The 19,873-nt window shown below is 55.8% G+C and carries 17 protein-coding genes; 2 read left to right on the forward strand and 15 right to left on the reverse strand.

The window, feature by feature from the left end:
* Window positions 1–55: 55 nt before the first annotated feature.
* The 5 genes from WM95_RS03230 to WM95_RS03250 all read right to left on the reverse strand — a co-directional run bounded on the left by WM95_RS03230 (window position 56) and on the right by WM95_RS03250 (window position 5,835).
* Window positions 56–1,450, reverse strand: coding sequence for a restriction endonuclease subunit S (locus WM95_RS03230; RefSeq protein ID WP_059445735.1), 1,395 nt, complete (start codon window positions 1,448–1,450; stop codon window positions 56–58).
* The gene (locus WM95_RS03235; RefSeq protein WP_059445736.1) at window positions 1,440–3,059 is read right to left on the reverse strand and encodes a type I restriction-modification system subunit M; all 1,620 of its coding nucleotides are present in this window, start codon (window positions 3,057–3,059) and stop codon (window positions 1,440–1,442) included. Before WM95_RS03235 ends, WM95_RS03230 begins: the two co-directional genes overlap by 11 nt.
* A 49-nt stretch (window positions 3,060–3,108) precedes the next feature.
* Complete coding sequence (locus tag WM95_RS03240; RefSeq protein ID WP_059445737.1) at window positions 3,109–4,290, reverse strand: restriction endonuclease; 1,182 nt, start codon at window positions 4,288–4,290, stop codon at window positions 3,109–3,111.
* A 121-nt stretch (window positions 4,291–4,411) separates the two neighbouring features.
* Window positions 4,412–5,044 carry a LysE family translocator gene (locus WM95_RS03245; protein WP_063409567.1) on the reverse strand — a complete coding sequence of 211 codons (633 nt, stop codon included), beginning with the start codon at window positions 5,042–5,044 and terminating at the stop codon, window positions 4,412–4,414.
* A 47-nt stretch (window positions 5,045–5,091) separates the two neighbouring features.
* Window positions 5,092–5,835: a helix-turn-helix domain-containing protein gene (locus WM95_RS03250; protein WP_063409568.1), complete on the reverse strand. Its 744-nt coding sequence runs from the start codon at window positions 5,833–5,835 to the stop codon at window positions 5,092–5,094.
* A 151-nt stretch (window positions 5,836–5,986) separates the two neighbouring features.
* Here WM95_RS03250 and WM95_RS03255 point away from each other — a divergent pair, with 151 nt between their 5' ends.
* Window positions 5,987–7,357 carry an NAD-dependent succinate-semialdehyde dehydrogenase gene (locus WM95_RS03255; protein WP_063409569.1) on the forward strand — a complete coding sequence of 457 codons (1,371 nt, stop codon included), beginning with the start codon at window positions 5,987–5,989 and terminating at the stop codon, window positions 7,355–7,357.
* 47 nt (window positions 7,358–7,404) lie between these two features.
* Here WM95_RS03255 and WM95_RS03260 read toward each other — a convergent pair whose 3' ends face one another.
* Together WM95_RS03260 and WM95_RS03265 are read right to left on the reverse strand one after the other, a co-directional pair.
* Window positions 7,405–7,725 (reverse strand): hypothetical protein, encoded by a 321-nt coding sequence (locus tag WM95_RS03260; protein WP_023310268.1) that lies wholly within the window; start codon window positions 7,723–7,725, stop codon window positions 7,405–7,407.
* Entirely contained in the window at window positions 7,725–8,270 is a 546-nt protein-coding gene (locus WM95_RS03265; protein ID WP_063409570.1) for a YfaZ family outer membrane protein, read from the reverse strand. Before WM95_RS03265 ends, WM95_RS03260 begins: the two co-directional genes overlap by 1 nt.
* A gap of 411 nt (window positions 8,271–8,681) precedes the next feature.
* On the opposite strand from WM95_RS03265, the gene WM95_RS03270 reads away from it, so the two are divergent.
* Window positions 8,682–10,040: an esterase-like activity of phytase family protein gene (locus tag WM95_RS03270; protein ID WP_063409571.1), complete on the forward strand. Its 1,359-nt coding sequence runs from the start codon at window positions 8,682–8,684 to the stop codon at window positions 10,038–10,040.
* A 551-nt stretch (window positions 10,041–10,591) separates the two neighbouring features.
* On the opposite strand, the gene yjiA is transcribed toward WM95_RS03270, so the two are convergent.
* The 8 genes from yjiA to hpaX all read right to left on the reverse strand — a co-directional run bounded on the left by yjiA (window position 10,592) and on the right by hpaX (window position 19,866).
* Window positions 10,592–11,545 (reverse strand): GTPase, encoded by a 954-nt coding sequence (yjiA, locus tag WM95_RS03280; protein ID WP_063409142.1) that lies wholly within the window; start codon window positions 11,543–11,545, stop codon window positions 10,592–10,594.
* A 10-nt stretch (window positions 11,546–11,555) separates the two neighbouring features.
* Entirely contained in the window at window positions 11,556–11,759 is a 204-nt protein-coding gene (locus tag WM95_RS03285; RefSeq protein WP_003856610.1) for a YbdD/YjiX family protein, read from the reverse strand.
* A gap of 100 nt (window positions 11,760–11,859) precedes the next feature.
* Window positions 11,860–14,013 carry a carbon starvation CstA family protein gene (locus WM95_RS03290; RefSeq protein WP_023334384.1) on the reverse strand — a complete coding sequence of 718 codons (2,154 nt, stop codon included), beginning with the start codon at window positions 14,011–14,013 and terminating at the stop codon, window positions 11,860–11,862.
* 191 nt (window positions 14,014–14,204) lie between these two features.
* The gene (locus WM95_RS03295; protein WP_023310273.1) at window positions 14,205–15,122 is read right to left on the reverse strand and encodes a helix-turn-helix transcriptional regulator; all 918 of its coding nucleotides are present in this window, start codon (window positions 15,120–15,122) and stop codon (window positions 14,205–14,207) included.
* Between the two features lie 179 nt (window positions 15,123–15,301).
* The gene (locus WM95_RS03300) at window positions 15,302–15,814 is read right to left on the reverse strand and encodes a 4-hydroxyphenylacetate 3-monooxygenase reductase subunit (protein WP_023310274.1); all 513 of its coding nucleotides are present in this window, start codon (window positions 15,812–15,814) and stop codon (window positions 15,302–15,304) included.
* A gap of 17 nt (window positions 15,815–15,831) precedes the next feature.
* Window positions 15,832–17,394, reverse strand: coding sequence for a 4-hydroxyphenylacetate 3-monooxygenase, oxygenase component (gene hpaB / locus WM95_RS03305; RefSeq protein ID WP_023334387.1), 1,563 nt, complete (start codon window positions 17,392–17,394; stop codon window positions 15,832–15,834).
* Window positions 17,395–17,571: 177 nt separating this feature from the next.
* On the reverse strand, window positions 17,572–18,504 hold the full coding sequence (gene hpaA, locus WM95_RS03310) for a 4-hydroxyphenylacetate catabolism regulatory protein HpaA (RefSeq protein ID WP_063409141.1): 933 nt from the start codon (window positions 18,502–18,504) through the stop codon (window positions 17,572–17,574).
* Between the two features lie 9 nt (window positions 18,505–18,513).
* A complete protein-coding gene (gene hpaX / locus WM95_RS03315; RefSeq protein ID WP_063409140.1) occupies window positions 18,514–19,866 on the reverse strand; it encodes a 4-hydroxyphenylacetate permease in 1,353 nt (450 codons plus the stop codon).
* Between the last annotated feature and the right edge of the window lie 7 nt (window positions 19,867–19,873).

The following is a 19,873-nucleotide window of genomic DNA, read 5'->3' on the forward strand; positions in this document are numbered from 1 at the left end:
GTAACAGAAGAAAACCTTAACAGAAAGCCCCTGATTTTACAGGGGCAAAAATGCGTTATGCGGCTTCGGTTTGATCTACTAAATCTGGCAGATCCTCCAGGGACAGCTCGCCGGAGATGAGTTTGGGGAGCAGGGTGTCGCGGAGGTTAGTTAGGGCTTTATTTTCCAAATTACAGCAATTCATTTTATCAAAAAAGCTACTGACTTTACCGGCAAATAAACTCATTACGGAAGGTGTCGGTATTGCACTGAAAAAACTGTCAAAGCAGCTATTCTGCACCCGTTGACGACCAGATGAACCGACCATATTTTGTATTGCGTGTAACCTAAAATTATTTTCTCGGGCTAAACAAGCCACATAAGTATAGTGTACTTTCGTAGTCCCTCGCATCACTATAAATTCGGTGGAACCAAACGCAGTCTCATTTTCATCTAAAAAATCCACAAATCCCGTTTTACCATTTTCCAGACAAGGAGTTATTCGAGCGAATAAGGTATCGTTTTTTTGGAATTTTGCACCACCTGAATATGGTTTTTCAATAATATCTGATATTGAATATCCTTGTGTGGGTAAGGATTTCATATCAACATACTTTGCGACTATATTTTTTGATAATCTTACGGTGGGATTTATATTTATAGATTTTGCTACAGACTCCAGCAGCCAACCTTTCGGTACGCAACCCTGCTCGGTTTCTTTAAACTCTGCCGGAAATAGTGCACAAACATCCGCCGGAAGTGGTTTGAAGTCTGCACTATTGCGTACTTTTTGACGCAGTTCGGCGCGAGATTGCAGCACTTCCGGGATGAGATTTCCCGCATCCAGCGCATTATCAATCACCGGGTCGAAATCCACAAACCAGGATTTGAAAAGGGTTTGGGACATTTGTTCCAGTGTTCGGCTCATACCAATATTTATGTTAATCTTATCACTAAAAACTGATATTGTATTAACAATTTTATTCTGAATGTCTTTATTAATAATAGGAAGGATAAATTTTTTAATATCTCTGGCAGGTAGTTGTGGTACAGCTGAACCAGAAATAAGATTAACTATTTGTTCTTGCAAAAAAACGGATGTTAATATGAGGTATAAAAACTTTGGATTCCATAATTTATCATCAGCTCGTATGATAATCATCCCGGAATTTATTCTAATATGTTTATAAGGATTTGTACTATCATAATACGCAACATTACCAACGGTACCACGGGTTGTAAGAACAATGTCATCATGTCTGAGTTTTCCCGCTTTTAATTGAGAATCCTTAATTGCATTTATAAATGCAGTTTCTTGAAACTGAAAACCAGATTTCGTTACATTTTTAGCCGATAGAAAAAGACAATGGCCTTTCTCCATAAAATCATTATGTTTAGGATAGTTTTTACCTCTGTCACCATCAATTAATTGTATTCCTGCATGTTCTAATAACTGAAACTCAAAGCCCATAACCTAATGCCTCCAGGTTCTTACGAATCGCTTTATCAAGCTCTTCCGCCTGCTTCATCTGCTCAAACAACGTCTTCGACAACTCTCTCATTTTAGTTTCAAACACCACGCCGTCATCTTCCTGCTCGACGGCACCCACGTAACGACCCGGGGTCAGCACATAGTCGTTAGCCTTGATCTCTTCAATGGTGGCGACTTTGCAGAACCCAGCCTTGTCTTGGTATTTCGCCAGCCTGCTGTCGCCGCGCTTAACGCGTTCAGCCAGCTCTTCCGGCGTACTGCGCCACGCATGGTAAGTATCTGCGATGGTGGCGATATCATCCGCCGTCAGTTCTTTGGTGGTGCGGTTCATCATGGTGCCGAGGTTACGCGCATCAATAAACAGCGTTTCACCCTGACGGTTGCGGTAGCCTTTGGCGGGGTCGTCCGCCTTCGATTTTGTCATAAACCACAGGCAGACCGGGATCTGGGTGGTGTAGAACAGCTGGCCGGGCAGGGCGATCATGCAGTCGATCAGATCGTTTTCGACCATCTGCGCGCGGATCTCGCCTTCGCCGCTGGTGTTGGAGCTCATGGAGCCGTTTGCCAGCACAAAACCGGCGGTACCGTTGGCCGACAGCTTGGAGAGCATGTGCAAAATCCAGCCGTAGTTGGCGTTACCGGTTGGCGGCGTGCGGTAGCCTGCGAAGCGCGGATCGTTGGTCAGCTCGGCGTCGTTACGCCAGTCTTTGAGGTTAAACGGCGGGTTGGCCAGAATGTAGTCGGCTTTTAAATCCGGGTGCTGGTCGTTGAAAAAGGTGTCCGCAGGACGTTCGCCAAGATTGGCTGACAGGCCGCGAATCGCGAGGTTCATCTTCGCCAGCTTGTAGGTGGTGGCCGTCAGCTCCTGACCGTACAGGGCGATATCGCGGCTTTTACCCTGGTGGCTTTCGACGAACTTCACCGACTGGACAAACATCCCCGCCGAGCCGCAGCATGGGTCATAGATTTTGCCCTGGAACGGTTCGAGCATTTCGGTCAGCAACGTCACCACGCATTTTGGCGTATAGAACTCGCCGCCGCCTTTGCCTTCGGTGGCGGCAAACTTGCCGAGGAAGTATTCGTACACGCGGCCGACCAGGTCTTCTTTCGACAGCGCTTCAACGTCGGTTTCGTGTGCCAGCGTTTCGATGTTGTCGATAGTGTCGATCAGCGATGCCAGCTTCTTGGTCTCCAGATCCTGACGGCTGAAGTAGTTATCCGGCAGCGCGCCTTTCAGCGTCGGGTTGCGCTTCTCAATGGTCGAGAGAGCGGTATCAATCAGAACGGCGAGATTATCCTGCTTGGCGTTCTGTTTAATGAACGACCAGCGCGCCTCTTCCGGCAGGTAGAAGATATTGTCCTGCTGATAGAAGACTTCCATTTCCAGGAAGTCTCCCTGGCCTTCGTCCTTCATTTTTTGACGACGGGCCTCGAATTTATCGCTGATAAATTTCAAGAACACGAGGCTCAGTACCACGTGCTTGTACTCAGAGGATTCAACGCTACCGCGAAGCTGGTTCGCGGTATCCCATAATGTGTCTTCAAAGCCTTTCTTTGCTTTGGCTTTTTTTGCTGGTGCTTTGGCCATGATGAACTCAATCAGGAAAAATTTGGCGTCTATTGTAGCGATTAAGACGTTAAATTTCGCCTTTTAATCCCTCTTCCAGTTCATCAAAAAGCTGTAAATCCACATCCAGCAACTCCACCGCATTACTGCGTCGAATGCCGACATTATTCTCAATCAGCAGTTCTAACAGCCGGTCACCATCTATCAAGGTAATCGGTGCGGCACCGGGATGCAGAGCCGCTTTTTCACAATTCCCGGCAAAACGCCCCGTGGTGATGAGTGTGCCCCGGATCGCGCTGTGATAAGGCAACGCGCCACGTAACTGGTCGATAACAGGGCGGGTAATATTGCTCTGCATACGCTTAACCTGCACCACTTCCGTGATGGTGGTAATGCCCACCTGTACTCTGCCGACGACATCGACACCCTTATCGCCTGACGCTTTGGTCACTTCCACCTGTTCATAACCCATCGCCTCCAGAAGTTGACCAATCAGATGCTCAAACTTGTAGGGATTCATGGTGCTGATCTGTTCGCGTAGCTGCTCTTTTTGCTGTTGGTTGTAACGCTTCACCGCGTCCAGAAGTTCTTTTCGCGGATCGGCTTTTCGGGCCGGTAACGCATTCGCTAACCATGCCCGGCCTTTATCGGTGATGTAGTAACTCATCCCTTCACGGGCGACCATATCGCGATCGATCAGGTTGTAGAGGCGCGAGTAGAGCGTGCTTTTGATAGAACTGGTAGAAGCGAACTTTGAATGCTGGTGTAAAAAAGCCTGCCATTCCGGGAGTAAGTCAGCACGACGGGACATTTCACGTCCCGCCAGCAGTTCAAGAAGTTGCAGTAACCCTTCTTTGTCGTCCAGCGTGCGTAATGTGGCATCATCATTATTCAGAAATTGCTGCCCGCTCTCGGTGGGTACCCAGGTATCTTTCGGCGTCGTTTCCATCAGTTCGAAGACCGAAGAGTTTAGAAACAAATAGCTACCGTAACTATGGCGCGGATTGAGGATGTGGTTATCCTGATTCCAGATCCGCAGCGCGATCTCAGCATCTTCGCCTTTCAGGCGTTCGTTGATCCACATATCAGGTTCGGACCAGTCAACCGGGTTTTGCGGCGTGCCGGTTTGTTCCTGAATTGCATTGATCATGTTACGTACAGAATTCACCGAATAGCCGGAGACGGCTTTCATCATTGCCTGAATCTGCGCATAGGTTGGAAAAAGTGGCGTAATAACTTTGTAATTTTTCACGTTGTTCCCTTAACGATTGCTGTGGCTTTAGCTTGCCACTTCAGGGAAGAAATACTAATAACTAAGTCACTTATTTTGTAAGGTAATAATGGCTTTATAGGTTTTCTATGCGGGCAAAACACTACTCCATAGCCAGCCGCCACAGCACCCATCCCCCAAACCCCATCAGCACCACCCCCGCCGTGCGCTCAATCAGCCACAGCGAACGGCTGAGCTTCTGTTGTACCGCCGATAGCCCCAACAGCGACACCAGCGCTAAATCCCACGCCAGCACCACCATCACCATCCAGACGCCGCAGGTCGCCTGCTGAAGCAGCGTTACGTCCGGCCCCAGCAAGGCCGTCATCAGCGCCAGATAGAACAGCGCGTTCTTCGGGTTTAACAGCGCCGAACCGAGCCCCAGCAGGATCTGCTTTTGCAGCGACGGGAAGCGCTGGTGGGTTTCATTCAGCGCCAGCGACTGCTGGCGGCTGCGAATCAGATGCGATCCGATCCACATCAGGTACAGCGCCCCGCAAAGCTCGATCAGCGTAAACAGCCACGTAAACTGGCGCAGCGCGCTCCAGCCGATAATCACCAGAACAATATAGAGCGCGTTGCCCGCGGCGATGCCGACGCACAATCCGGCGCTGCCGCGCAGCCGGTAGCGCGCGGCGTAGCCCACCAGCAGGAAGAAATCCGGGCCCGGGCTTAGCAGGGCAACAAAATGCGCCAGCGCCAGGGCGAGAAAAGCGGAAGGGAATAACAGTTCCATAGCGACCTCAGTAAATAATCTGCGGTCAGACTACGGCGCTGCAGAACCTATTTATTGTCTGATATTGATCGGCCCGTCGCGTACTGGCGCGGCGTGGCGGCGGTATAGCTGACGAAGGTCTTATGAAAATGGCTCTGGTCGGCAAAGCCGCTCTGGTAGCCAACGTCGGCAATATCATCCCCGGCGCGCAGCCGCGCTTTGGCGAATTCCACGCGGGAGATGTTGAGAAAGCTGCCCGGCGTCAGGCCGGTGTCCTGCCTGAAGGTGCGGATCAGCGTCTCCTTGCGCAGCGAGAAGCGTTGGGCAAGCTCGTCGAGGGAAGGCGGTGCGGCCAGGTCGGCAAGAAACGCCTGCCGCACGTGCTGGCTGGTTGAGCGAAGCGCATCTGCGTTTTTCTCGCATCGGGGAAGAGCTGAAAGCAGCGTATCCACGGACGCAGGCGACATCGTCTCAACAATATCAAGGTAGCGCTTAAAGAGCGTAGGGTCGCGAATCACCTGGAGCGCCAGCGGAAGCCCGGTGTCGATGTAGAGCATATGATAGCTGCGCGGTTGCCCGGCGACGGGGTTACAGCTATGCGGCGTACAGGCCGGGATCACAATGAGGTCCCCGGGGCTAAGGATGTATTCTCTGTCATGGCACACGCAGCAGGTCTGGCCTTCCATAATCGCGCCGATAGAGAGCTGAGGGTGACTATGGCGTTTGTACGCCTGCGTGCTCCGCCACGTGCTGCGCAGCTCAAGGCCTGAGGTGCGGTGAAAAGTCTGGCGGATATGTCGGGTATCGGTCATGGGCGCTCCTTCTGAAGATTTTTTATACCACGTCAGCGACCCCTCTGGCAGCGCTTCATTAAGAACCTTCCGGATATACCCAACTTTACGCCCACGACCAGTCATGTTGACTACCCTTAATACCCTAAGCGGTAAAACAAGGAGATTCGACATGGCTTATCAGACAGTAAACCCTGCCACTAACCAGCTCATCAAAGAATACCCCTCGCATACCGACGCGGATATCGAAGCGGCGCTGAAGGCGGCCGATGCGCTTTATCATTCGGACTGGGCGAAAGGCGACATCAGCCAGCGCCTGCCGGTGCTGCATAAGCTTGCCGATCTGATCGACGAGCGCGTGGAGGATCTGGCTAAAATCGCCAGCCAGGAGATGGGTAAGCTCATCGAACAGAGCCGCGGCGAGGTGAAGCTGTGCGCGCAGATCGCGCGCTACTACGCCGACAACGCGAAGCAGTTCCTGGCCCCGGTGAAGTACAACTCTGAGCTCGGTGAAGCCTGGGTGGAGCATCACCCGATTGGCGTGCTGATGGCCGTTGAGCCGTGGAACTTCCCGTACTACCAGCTGATGCGCGTGCTGGCGCCAAACCTGGCGGCGGGGAACCCCGTCATCGCCAAGCATGCCAGCATCGTACCGCACTGCGCCGAGACCTTTGCCCATCTGGTGCGCGAGGCGGGCGCACCGGAAGGGGCGTGGACCAACCTGTTTATTTCGTCCGAGCAGGTGGCGAATATCATTGCTGACGATCGCGTGCAGGGCGCCGCATTAACCGGCTCCGAAAAGGCCGGCAGCGTGGTGGCCACGCAGGCGGCGAAGCATATCAAGAAATCCACGCTGGAGCTGGGCGGTAACGACGTGTTCGTGGTGCTGGATGACTCAGACCTTGAGAAGGCCGTGAAAATTGGCGTTAACGCGCGGCTCAACAACGCCGGGCAGGTCTGCACCGCGGCGAAGCGCTTTATCCTGCATGAAAAGATTGCGGATGCCTTCCTGAGCAAATTCACCGAGGCGTTTAAGCAGGTGAAGATTGGCGATCCGCTGGACGAAAGCACCACGCTGGGGCCGCTCTCTTCCAAAGATGCGCTGGAAACGCTGACCAAACAGGTTAACGAGGCGGTGAAAAACGGTGCGACGCTGCACTATGGCGGCAAACCGGTACAGCGCGACGGGAGCTTTTTCGAACCGACGATCCTGACGAATATCTCCCGCGATAACCCGGCGTATTTCGAAGAGTTCTTCGGCCCGGTAGCGCAGATTTACGTCGTGAAAAGCGACGACGAGGCGGTCGCGCTGGCTAACGACTCCCACTACGGCCTTGGCGGGGCGGTATTTAGTCATAATATCGAGCGCGCGAAGAAAATGGCGTCACGGATTGAGACCGGGATGGTGTACATCAACTGGCTCACCGATACCGCACCGGAGCTGCCGTTCGGCGGGGTGAAGCGCTCCGGCTACGGACGCGAGCTGTCGGATCTGGGGATCAAAGAGTTTGTGAACCAGAAGCTGGTGGTGGTGCGTAAGTAAGAGATAATAAAAAACCTGCCATCCGGCAGGTTTTTTTAAAAGGGGGATTATTTGACTTCGATCTTGTCCCAGCCGCTTTTGAACATGCAGCTGTCGACTAGCGTATCCCGGCGATATTCATTCGCGTCTTCAACCGTGTAGCTCGTGGAAATATCCTTTTTCTTGTTCTTTTTGTCCGTTTTTTCCGAACTCGAACCGGTCACGACGTTATCCGGGGGTAGATCGATCAGCGCCTGCGCTTCGCATTCCGTGAGCTTTTTATTCATCTCAGCATCGCTGACGCCCGGTTTCACCCATTTGTACTGGACGCAGCCGGTGAGCATCAGCGTGAGGCTCAGAACGCAAAGCGCGGTCATGCGGTGTTTCATCAGAAGGTGACTCCACCGCCTACGTATGCGCCGTCAATCAGCGTGTGGCCAGGACGACCGTCTTTACCGTCCACGCTCACGTGGCGGTAACCCACTTTCAGGGTCACTGGCGTAATTGGCGTCCAGCTTACGCCGCCGTTGGCTTCGACGTAGTTTTTCACGCTGTTGTTCAGGCCTTCTGGTGCGACATAGCCTTCACCGTACACGTGGATGCTGTCGGTCAGGGCAACGTTTACGCCGCCGCCAATCGGGAACGCCACGCCGTTATCGCCTTTTTTCGGGCCGAGGTAGATGGCTTTTGCACCCGCATTCAGCATCACCGGGCCAAGACCCAGGTTGTAGCCTGCGCCCACGCCCCCGGTCTGGGTACCGTCATCGGTGTTTTTGAGCCAGTTGCTTTCGAGATAAACACCGGATGAGGATTTCCCCATTTCCAGATTGAGGTTGGTAAAGTTTTTACCCTGCTCAACGGTGCCGCCCATCGCCAGTGCGGAACCCGATACGGCAGCCAGAGCAGAAAGAAGAAGGAAATTCAGTTTTTTCATGTTTTTTGCCTCGTCATTAAATTCATCTGGGCGCACCTTAACAAGCGATGTTAATGACTGCAAATGTGATATAAATCGCGGTTTTATACTGATATTGTTAACTTTTTTATTGAAGTTGTTGCAATGATGTTTGATTGTCGGGGTGTCAACAGGGGATGTTTTTAGCGTTTAGGAACCGTTTAGTTTTTTGACTAAACATAAACTGAACGAGGCGGGGATAGTGATTTGAGATGAATTAATTGGGTTTCTAATAATTTCCAAAAATATTTCACCTGTCACACAAAACAACAAAGCCTTACATTTCGAGCGATGAATATACGTTCAATCGCGCAGGCCGGTTTCCCTTCCATGTCATTTTTCTGACACGTTTATTCTTTACGTTGTTGGCTTCACTAACTGGATGCTAACAATATGAAAAGAAAAATTATTCCTGTTCTAATCGGCTGTACGCTCTCTTTCTCTGGCCTGGCGGCGCAGCCCACTGCTGAGCGCTATGTCGTCAGCTTCCCTGAAGGCTCCCACGTGAGCTACAGCGGCGCGTTTGCCAGCGCGTTTCCGAACGGACTGCCCGTGGGAATCGGTTCTGGCCTGCTGTTTACGGGCAAGCAGGGTGATGCCCTGACCTTTGCGACCGTGACCGATCGCGGTCCAAACGCCGATGCGCCAAAAATGGGTAAAAACGAAGCCAAAATATTTGTCACGCCAGATTTCGCGCCGCTGCTGATGACCATCCGCGTCCAGAACGGCAAAGCGGAGGCGGTTGATGCCCGTCCGCTGCATGACGATAAAGGCGAAATTAACGGTCTGCCGCTGCAAAGCGGTGTGATTGGCTCCACTAACGAAGTGGCCTTCAGCGATACCTTAAAGACGCTCAAGGGTGACAACCGCGGGCTGGATACGGAAGGCATCACGCCGGACGGGAAAGGCGGCTACTGGCTGTGCGACGAGTACGGCCCTTTCCTGATTAACGTCGACGGCAAAGGGAAGATCCTGGCGATCCACGGGCCGCAGGCGGCGGAAGGGGAGAAATCCATCGCGGGCGGCCTGCCAAACATTATCAAATGGCGCCAGGCGAACCGGGGCTTTGAAGGCCTGACCCGGATGCCGGACGGGCGTATTATCGCCGCCGTGCAAAGCACGCTGGATATCGACGGTAAGAGCAAAAAGCAGGCGCTGTTTACGCGTCTGGTGAGCTTCGACCCGGCAACCGGGAAAACGGCGATGTACGGTTACCCTATCGACAGCGCGGCCTACAGCAAAAACAGCGACGCCAAAATCGGCGACATCGTGGCGCTCGATGACCAGCACATCCTGCTGATTGAGCAGGGAAGCGATAAAAACGACGGCATGCGTAACCTTATCTACAAGGTGGATCTCAGCAAGGCGAGCGACCTGACCGCCTTCGACAAGCCGGGCGAATACCCGGAGTTTGATGATGAGAAAACCCTGGCGCAGCGCGGCATTACCCTTGCGGCAAAAACGCAGGTGGTCGATCTGCGCGCGCTGGGCTGGCAGCAGGAGAAGGCCGAAGGGCTGGCGCTGATCGACAGCAAAACGCTTGCGGTGGCGAACGATAACGACTTTGGCGTGAAGGTGGCGATGCAAAACCCGGTCGAGGGCAAGAAGCTCAAGGATTATCGGGTGAACGCGGAAGGCAAGCTGACGCTGGATGATAAACCGGTGGAAACCACGCTCAGCGTGAAGCCGCTGAAAAAGCCGGAGTCGGACAGCGAGCTGTGGATTGTGACGCTGCCGGAAGCGGTGAAATAAGTTTACCCTTCTTGCTAAAGGCTGGGGTATCCCCACAAGATAATGCCTGCACAGACGGCTCCCTCTCCCTTGAGGGAGAGGGCTGGGGTGAGGGGGAACATACGGCTGTGGAGGTTATTCCGTTCACTCTATGTTCCTTGCTACTCTGTAACGGCATGACCTGTGAACGTGCCAGGGTGGCTCAATCGCCACCACCCTGGCGACCCGGGCTCCCGGCGGTAAATCGCCGCTTCGCGGATTGCTCGCCCCATCCCTGGGGCTCACCCTTTCAGGGCCAGCGCAGGCGCTGTCCAAAATTGCTCCCGGCAATTTTGTCCTCAGCTTATTCCTTCAGGCTATCGGGTCGGGCATGAGCCTGCATCCCTGCAGGCCACGCCCTCTCGGCGCATCCCTGCGCCTCGCCCCGGCCTTACGGAAACGCCTCGGCGATTTACAGCCGGACCAGGGCATCGCTGTAAGCCATTAATTTTTCTGAAGCAACATTCATCGCTTCAGGTTAAAAAATTACCGGGGATCCCTCAGCCCCACAGGGGAGAGGAGATGCATAGCGGTTATTTCTTCAGCCCCGCAAACGCCGCCCGAATTTCTTCTTCCGGAAGCTGTATGCCTATAAACACCATCACGCTGCGCGGCGCTTCCTCGCCCCAGGGGCGATCCCAGTCGGCGCTGTACAGGCGCTGTACGCCCTGGAACAGCAGGCGGTTCGGCTCGCCGTCAATCCACAGCATCCCTTTGTAGCGCAGCAGCTTGTCGGCAAACGACAGCAGCAGGTTTTCCATCACGCGCGAAACCTCGCCGATGTCCACCGGGTAGTCCAGCTCGACCACAATCGACGCAACGTCGTTTTGCTTATCTCCCATAAAGTGGAAGCGCGGTTTCGCGGTGACGTTCTCTTCCAGCATAAAGCCGTTGGTGTTGAACAGCTGAGACAGATTGATGTCGCCGTGCGTCACCGTGTAAACCGGCGCGCGGGAGTTAATACGCGTCAGGCGCTCGCGCAGTTTTTCGCTTTCGCCCGCCACGTCGGTTTTGGTCAGCAGGATGCGGTCGGCGTAGCCCACCTGAGACTGGGCGATGGTGAACTGGTTCATCTGCTCGTCGGCGTGAACCGCGTCGACGAGGGCAATCACGCCGTCCAGCAGGTAGCGCTGGCAGAGGATCTCGTGAGAGAAAAAGGTCTGAATAATCGGGCCGGGGTCGGCCATGCCGGTGCATTCGATCACCAGGCGGTCAAAGTCGATCTCGCCGCGATCGCGGCTGTCAAGCAGGTCCAGCAGGGCGTCTTCTAATTCGTTAGAGCGGGTGCAGCAGATGCAGCCGTTGGTCAGAGTTTTGATCTGGGTGGCGCGATCGCCGATCAATTGATCGTCAACGGAGACCTCACCGAATTCGTTTTCGATGACGGCGATTTTGAAGCCATGCTGTTCGTTCAGGATGTGGCGCAGCAGGGTGGTTTTACCGGCGCCGAGAAAACCGGTCAGCAGGGTAACGGCAATCGGGGTCATGGTCTCTCCTTTAGCAGCAGCGGACGCCGCCTTCTCCACTTCCGCCGTAGCGCGCTTCCTGACGCTCGCGGAAGAATTCGGTGTAGGTCATGTACGGCTTATCCGGATGGTTGGTCTTCATGTGCTCAACGTAGTTGTCATAGTCCGGAATGCCAATCAGCATTTTCGCCGCCTGACCGAGGTATTTTTTTGCTTCGCCTAAGTTACCAAACATTGTGGGTTCCAGACAGAAAAAGCCCGGCGATGTGAGTCCGCTGGGCTTATGTTTCCCTCATCCCAGCCCTCTCCCAAAGGGAGAGGGCTGGGATTGCGGATTAATGGTGTGAAGAGGTCTTCACGCCGCCTTCCGGCACCGGCACGTACGGGGTTTCTTTATCCGTACGGCCGTCGGCGTTGCGAACGTTCAGCCAGGTTTTGATGCCGTAGAAGATGATGCTGTACACCACCACCAGGAACAGAATGCTCAGACCCGCGTTGGTGTAGTTGTTCACCACGATATGGTTCATGTTGGCAATCTGCTGCGCGGTCAGGTCCGCGCCGCCTGCGGCAATCTTCTCTTTGTACTGGTTAGCCATGAAGAAGAAGCCTTCCAGCTGCGGGTTGGCGCTGAAGAGCTTCAGGCCAAGCGCCCAGGTGGTGCAGAGCAGCAGCCACAGCGCAGGAACAACGGTTACCCAGATGTATTTGGTGCGCTTCATCTTCACGAGGACCACGGTACCCAGCACCAGAGCAACGGCTGCGAGCATCTGGTTAGAGATACCGAACAGCGGCCACAGGCTCTTCACGCCGCCGAGCGGGTCGACAACGCCCTGATACAGCAGGTAGCCCCACAGTCCGACGCAGCCCGCAGTACCCAGAATGCCCGCTACCAGAGAGTCGGTTTTCTTCAGGAACGGCACGAAGTTACCGAGCAGGTCCTGCAGCATGAAGCGGCCCGCACGGGTACCGGCGTCCAGCGCGGTCAGGATGAAAAGCGCTTCGAACAAAATACCGAAGTGGTACCAGAAGCCCATGTCCGCCCACGGCAGCACCTTGTGGAACACGTGTGCGATACCCACCGCCAGCGTCGGTGCACCACCGGCGCGGTTCAGCACGGACGGTTCGCCGATGTCCTTCGCCGTCTGCATGATTTGCTCTGGCGAAATCACGAAGCCCCAGGAGCTAACGGTCGCCGCCGCGTGTGCGCTCGCGTCCTTCAGCTGCGCCATAATCAGCGCCGCGTTGTCGCCGCCCATTTCGTGCAGGTTTGGCATGGTGATGCCGAGGCCCGCCGGTGGGGTGTTCATCGCGAAGTAGAGACCCGGTTCGATGATAGACGCGGCAACCAGCGCCATGATCGCCACGAAGGACTCCATCAGCATTGCGCCGTAGCCGATTAGACGCGCGTCTTTCTCGTTCGCCAGCAGCTTAGGCGTGGTACCGGAGGCAATCAGGGCGTGGAAGCCGGAGACCGCACCGCAGGCGATGGTGATGAACAGGAACGGGAACAGGGCGCCTTTCCACAGCGGGCCGGTACCGTCGATGTACTGGGTCACTGCCGGCATTTTCAGATCCGGGTTAATCACCAGGATGCCGATCGCCAGACCGACGATAACGCCGATTTTCAGGAAGGTCGCGAGGTAGTCACGCGGGGCCAGAATCAGCCAGACCGGCAGCAGCGCGGAGATAAACGCATAGCCAATCAGCGCGAAGGTAATGGTGGTGTCCTTGAAGGTCAGCGCCGGGCCCCAGTACGGGTCGTGCGCAATCACGCCGCCGAAGTAGATGGAGGCCACCAGCAGCACGATACCAATCACCGACACTTCGCCCACGCGTCCCGGACGCAGGAAGCGCATGTAGATACCCATGAACAGCGCAATCGGCACGGTTGAGCATACGGTGAAGACACCCCACGGGCTTTCGGCCAGCGCTTTCACCACGATCAGGGCCAGCACCGCGAGGATGATGATCATAATCAGGAAGCAGCCGAACAGGGCGATAGTCCCCGGCACGCGGCCCATCTCTTCTTTGACCATCTCACCCAGAGAGGCGCCGTTACGGCGAGAAGAGATAAACAGCACCATAAAGTCCTGCACCGCACCCGCCAGCACCACGCCGGCGAGCAGCCACAGGGTTCCCGGAAGGTAGCCCATCTGCGCGGCCAGCACCGGGCCCACCAGCGGGCCTGCGCCGGCGATAGCGGCAAAGTGGTGACCAAACAGCACGTAGCGGTTGGTTGGCACGTAGTTCAGGCCGTCATTGTTAATGACCGCCGGGGTGGCGCGCGTCGGGTCGAGCTTCATGACCTTCTGCGCGATGTACAAGCTGTAGTAGCGATAAGCAACAAGATAGACGGAAACCGACGCGACCACGATCCACAGGGCGCTTACGTGTTCGCCCCGGCGTAATGCGACAACCGCCAGACAAAAAGCGCCGAGGATCCCGAGTAAGGCCCAGGGCACGTGCTTCAGTAGTTTTTTAGTATCCATAGTAAGACCTGGTTTTTTATGTAAAGAAAAAAGGGTCAGGGTTCGTTGTGAGGAGGTATTGATTAATGCTGGAGCGATCGTGCCAGATCCTCGCGCGTGTAAAGGACGGTAAATGAATGAGTGGTTGAAAGTGCCGGGTGAGCGGTCAAAGGGGGCGACGAGCGGTTCCGGCTCGCCGCCAGGGGGCGAAATTATGTGATTGAGATCACTTGATTATTCGGATTACGCTCCACGGCCAGATAGTTCTCCAGGGTTCTAATCAGTTTTTCCTTCAGCCAGTTCGGTTCCAGAATCTGAATGTGGGGCAGCCAGTAGAACAGCAGCGGCAGGATCTGGTTCTCGTGCGCCGCCTGGCAGCGCAGCGTGACGCCGCCCTGTTGCTCCTCCACCAGCTCCTGTTCCGGCAGAAGATCGCGGCGCAGGAAGTAATGTGAAATATTATCTTTGATAAATATTTTCACTGCGAAAGTATTTTCAGAGACCCAGGGGTCGAGGCTTTTCTCCAGCAGCTCAAGGACATTTTCTTCGGGCGTGAAGGTCGTTTTCTGAATATCAAACCAGCTAATCTGGCTCAATGAGAAGGATTTCAGGCGGCTATTTTCGGTGGCTTGTAAATACCATATATTTTTTTTGTTAATGAGTTTATAGGGATTAATCAGACGGGTTTTCCCCTTATAAACGATCTGACAAACATTATGGTTTTTAATCGATTTCTCGATTTTCGTTAAATGACGGCGAATATCACGTTCTACCGTGTGTTCTGCCTCATTGCCAAGAATAAGAATATGGTTTTCGTCAACGCGCGTTTCGAGCTTCTGCCAGAATTCCGTATTTCTTTCAGGGAAAAAGCTGTCAGCATTCAGGAAGTTAGCAAGGGTGTGATGTAAGCCTTGTCCGCCGGGCGATTGCGCAGAATGGATCAGTCGATATAGCCCGTTACCGGTATGTTCAACAATAGGAGATAGGGCATTTAAATCCCGGTAGACGGTACGCTCGGTAATTTTAAATTTTTCCATTAGCGCACTGCGGTTTACCACACCGTTTAAATGTAGCTCAACCAGAATATCGACCAGACGTTCAGCCGAGCGGCTCCGCGTCGTTTTAGCCATAAGGTCATCCTGTATATTTAGGTATGCGCTGAATGATGCGGATGCACTGACAAAGGGTGTCAGTATTCAGTCACAGAAAATTTCTCTTATGGTTATATAACGGCGTGATTTAGCGGAAACCTTAGGAGTTTTTGTAGAAAGCGGCGCTGGCCGAAGAAAAAGGCCAGCGCGAGGGGGGATCACACGGCGGCTTCCGCCTCCAGCATGACCGGGTGGAAGCGGCGCTTGAAGTAGATCAGACCGTGTCCCGCGTCACTCAGAATGATGTTCTTAACTTCAACAAGGTAGACAAGATGCGTGCCGATGGTTTGCACCTGGCTAATCTCGCCTTCAAGGCTGGCGAGCGCGCCCTTGAGCACCGGCTGCGCCAGCGGCCCTTTCTGCCAGCAGGAGAGGGCAAAGCGCTCCTCCATCGTCATACCGGTCATCCCGGCGAAATGGCGAGCCATGATCTCCTGCTCGTGGTTCAGTACGTTAACGCACAGCCTGCCGTTGCCCTGAAATACCGGATTCATGGCGCTGTTGGCGTTGATGCACACCATAACCGACGGAGGGGTGTCCGTGACCGAACAGACGGCGGTGGCGGTAATGCCGCAGCGGCCGGCCTCGCCCTCGGTAGTGACCACATTAACCGCAGCCGACAGGCTGCTCATTGCGTCGCGAAAACGCAGGCGTTGTTCATCTGAATGCATTGCAACCTCCCGCTGCGCTATTTCAGCAGCTTGTCGAGCATGTTGATATCGCTGTTGTTGTGCAGGTGCGGCACCGTCCAGCCGTGCTGGTCGTACTCGGACATGCAGCGGTCAACCATCGCCATCATCTTGTCCATGTTGCCGGAGCTCTGCGCCTGGCGCAGACACTGCAGGCGGATCTCATCCTGGCTGCCGGAGTAGTTGATTTCGTACAGCTCGTGACGACCGCCAAACTCGCTGCCGATGGCGTCCCACATCAGCTTCAAAATCTTGATGCGTTCGACGTGATCCATACCGTTGGAGCCGCGCACGTATTTCGCCAGATACTGGTCGATCTGCGGGTTGTTCAGATCCCGGGCGCTGGACGGCAGGTAGATCAGACCGGACGTCACGTTACGCTCAATGATGTTCTTGATCTTGGCGTAGGCCATCGGCGCCATCACGCGGTAGGTTTGCAGCGCGGCGTGATCCGGCAGATACGCGCCGTTCACCCACGGGGTAGCTTCGGAGCACATCGAGTCGCTCAGCGCCCAGAACATGTTGCGCCAGGCCACCACTTCGCCGAGATCCGCCTGCACGCCGCGGAACTCCAGGGTACCGGTGCACTCCAGGGATTTCTTCAGCAGGGCGGTGATGAAGTCGAGCTTCACCGCCAGACGCACGCAGGCCTGCAGCGGGTACATCCGCGCAAAGCCGCCTTCCATCGTCCAGCGACGGCAGCGGTCGAAATCGCGGTAGATCAGCACGTTTTCCCACGGGATCAGCACGTGATCCATCACCAGGATCGCGTCGTTCTCGTCGAAGCGGCTGGAGAGCGGGTAGTCGTACGGCGATCCGGTTGCGCCAGCCACCATCTCGTAAGAGGCGCGGGAGATCAGCTTCACGCCTTCGGCATCCATCGGCGCGACGAACATCAGCGCGAAGTCCGGGTTTTCGCCCATCACCTGCGCGGAGCCGAAGCCGATCATGTTGTAGTGGGTCAGCGCCGAGTTGGTTGCCACCACCTTCGCACCGCTGACGATGATCCCGGCGTCGGTCTCTTTCTCCAGCTTGATGTAGACGTCTTTCACCTCGTCCGCCGGCTTGTGGCGGTCGATCGGCGGGTTAACGATGGCGTGGTTGAAGTACAGGCCGGTTTCCTGAATGCGCGTGTACCAGCTGCGGGCGTTCTGTTCGAACTGGCCGTAGAAGGCCGGGTTGGCGCCGAGCGCGCAGCCGAACGCGGCTTTGTAGTCCGGCGTGCGGCCCATCCAGCCGTAGCTCAGGCGCGACCACTCGGCGATGGCGTCGCGCTGCTGGCGCAGGTCGTCGGCGCTTTTCGCCACGCGGAAGAACTTGTGGGTGTAGCCGCCGCTGCCGGTGTCGGTGCCCCAGCAGAGGGTATCCTGCATGTCCGGCTTGTGAAGCGCGTCGTACATCTGCGCGATGGAGGCCGCCGCGTTGCGAAACGCCGGATGGGTGGTGACGTCTTTGACGCGCTCGCCGTAGATGTAAATCTCACGGCCGTCCTGCAGGCTTTTCAAATACTCTTCGCCGGTTAACGGACGTTTGGCATCAGCGCGGAAATCTTCAGGCTTCATAGGGACCTCGTATCGGAACAGGGTTGTTAAATTTATGTTTTGTTTTTGTTGTTTAATTGAAGCCTGAGAGGGGCGGAACGTGAAGGGACGATTGGGACAACGGCGGGTACTTTTCGCGAGAGATCGCAGAGTGTGATTTTCCTCACCCTAACCCTCTCCCAAAGGGAGAGGGTACGGTTACTCCCTCTCCCTTTGGGAGAGGGCCGGGGTGAGGGGAACAGGCGATACCGGTACTTTCTGCGCCCGATACGCGCTCGGCGAGCACCCCACTAAGCGGTTAAAAAACCGGGCAAAATAGGCCGGGTCCTTAAACCCCAGCTGCCAGGCAATGTCGCTGACCGCGCTGTCGGAGAAGAGCAGCAAGCGTCTGGCCTCCCGCAGCTGGCGGTCGAAGATCAGCCGCTTCGGCGGGCGGTTGGCAAAGCGGCGGCAGATATCGGTCAGGCGGGATTCGGTCAGGTGCAGCTCGCTGGCGTATTCCGGCACCGTCCAGTGCTGGTGGTAGTGGGCATCTATTAGCTGGGTAAAGCGCTGGAACAGCTTAAGCTCGCCGCGCATGCCGCCCGAAGCGTGGTCGTCGAGCTTCGCGTTGCGCAGCAGCAGGGTAAACACCGCCTGCGCCAGCAGGACCAGAGTATGTTCGCGCCCCGGCAGCTGCTCCGTGGATTCCCGGGCAATCAGTGGCCAGTAGTGCTTCAGCGCCGCCAGCTCGTCCGGCCTGTCGGCCAGCGAGAGGCAGATCCCCGGCAGGCCAAACGCCTCCCGCGTGCCGGGGTAAAGCACCTCCAGCAGCGGCCAGATGAGATCCTCGCGCACCGTCAGCACGTGCCCGTCGCTGTCGGATTCGGTGATAAACGCGTGCGGTACCGACGGCGGCGTGAGGACGAACAGCGGGGCCTGCACCGAGTAGCGGTGATCGTCGAGCTGGAGTTCAATCTGCCCGGTATCGAGAAAGTGCATCTGAAAATACTGGTCGTGACGGTGCGCCTGCATGTCGCGGCCAAAAAAGGCCGCCATGCGCGCGAACGACTGGTAGTGCACGTCGTCGGTGCCCAGACTTTCGTCGTACTCCTTGCTAATGTCGATGTTGGTAATGGGGCTCTGGCACATGGCGGCTCCCTAGTGGATCTTCTGCGCCGCGATGCCTGGCTCGCGCTCAAGGCTTTCGCGCTGCGTCATCGGGATGCGCGTCAACACCAGCGCGCCGACCACCAGCAGCCCGGCCACGAACCACAGCCCGGAGCTGAAGCTGCCGGTTGCATCACGCAGAATGCCGATCAGCAGCGGGCTAACGGCGGATCCGACGTTGCCGATGGCGTTGATCACCGCCAGCGCCACCGCGCGGGACTGCAGGCTAATCACCCGATCCGGCGTGGTCCAGAATATGGCCATGGCGGTAAAGGATCCGGTTGAGGCCATAATGATGCCAAGCAGCTGGATCAGGCTGTGATCGGTGGCCGAGGCCAGCATCCATCCCGCCGCGGCGAACAGGTACGGCAGGATGGTGTGCTTTTTTCGCTCTTTCAGCCTGTCGGAGCGTCGGCTCCACCAGATCATCCCGAGAATGGTGCAAAACTGCGGGATCGCCGCCAGCAGGCCGATGACGATATTGCTGCTCCCCGTGTTGAAGCTTTGCAGGATCTGCGGCGTCCAGATGTTGATGGCGCTGAGCGTGTTGGTCAGGCAGAAGTAGGCCAGCGTGTAGAGCAGCACCGCCGGGGTCAGCACTTCGCGCAGCGTCGAGCGCGGCGTGACGGATTGGGCAACGGCGACCTCCTGCTCGCGGGCGATCATCGTTTTCAGCGCCTGCTTTTCGTCGTCGTCCAGCCAGGTGGCCTGATCAGGCGTGTCGTTGAGGTAAAACCAGGTCACCACGCCGAGCACCACCGACGGCAGCCCCTCGAGCAGGAACAGCCACTGCCAGCCCTTCAGGTTCCACAGCCCGTCCATCGCCAGAATATAGCCGGAGAGGATCGAGCCGAGCATCATGGTCACCGGCATGGCGATCATAAACAGCGCGTTGGCGCGGGCGCGGTGATAGGCCGGGAACCACCAGGTGAGATAGACCAGGATCCCCGGCAGGAAGCCCGCTTCGGCAATGCCCACCAGCATGCGCAGGACGTAGAGAGTCTCGGGGGTGGTGGCGAACATGGTGCATGTGGAGGCGATGCCCCACACCACCATGATCCCGGCGATCCAGCGCCGCGCGCCGATCTTCGCCAGCATGATGTTGCTCGGGATCCCGCACAGCACGTAGGTGACGTAAAACAGCGTCGCGGCCAGGCCAAACATGGTCGACGTAAGGCCCAGATCTTTGCCCATCGTCAGCCCGGCAAAGCCGATGTTGATGCGATCGAGAAACGAAAAGACAAACAGGATAAAGAGAAAGACGATCAGGCGTCGGAACAGCTTGTTAATGGCGCGATGTTCAACAGCTTTATTATCATGAGTTTGCAGGGTAGAGGTCGTCATGGTGCGC

Source organism: Enterobacter cloacae complex sp. ECNIH7, from assembly GCF_002208095.1.
Taxonomy (GTDB): domain Bacteria; phylum Pseudomonadota; class Gammaproteobacteria; order Enterobacterales; family Enterobacteriaceae; genus Enterobacter; species Enterobacter cloacae_M.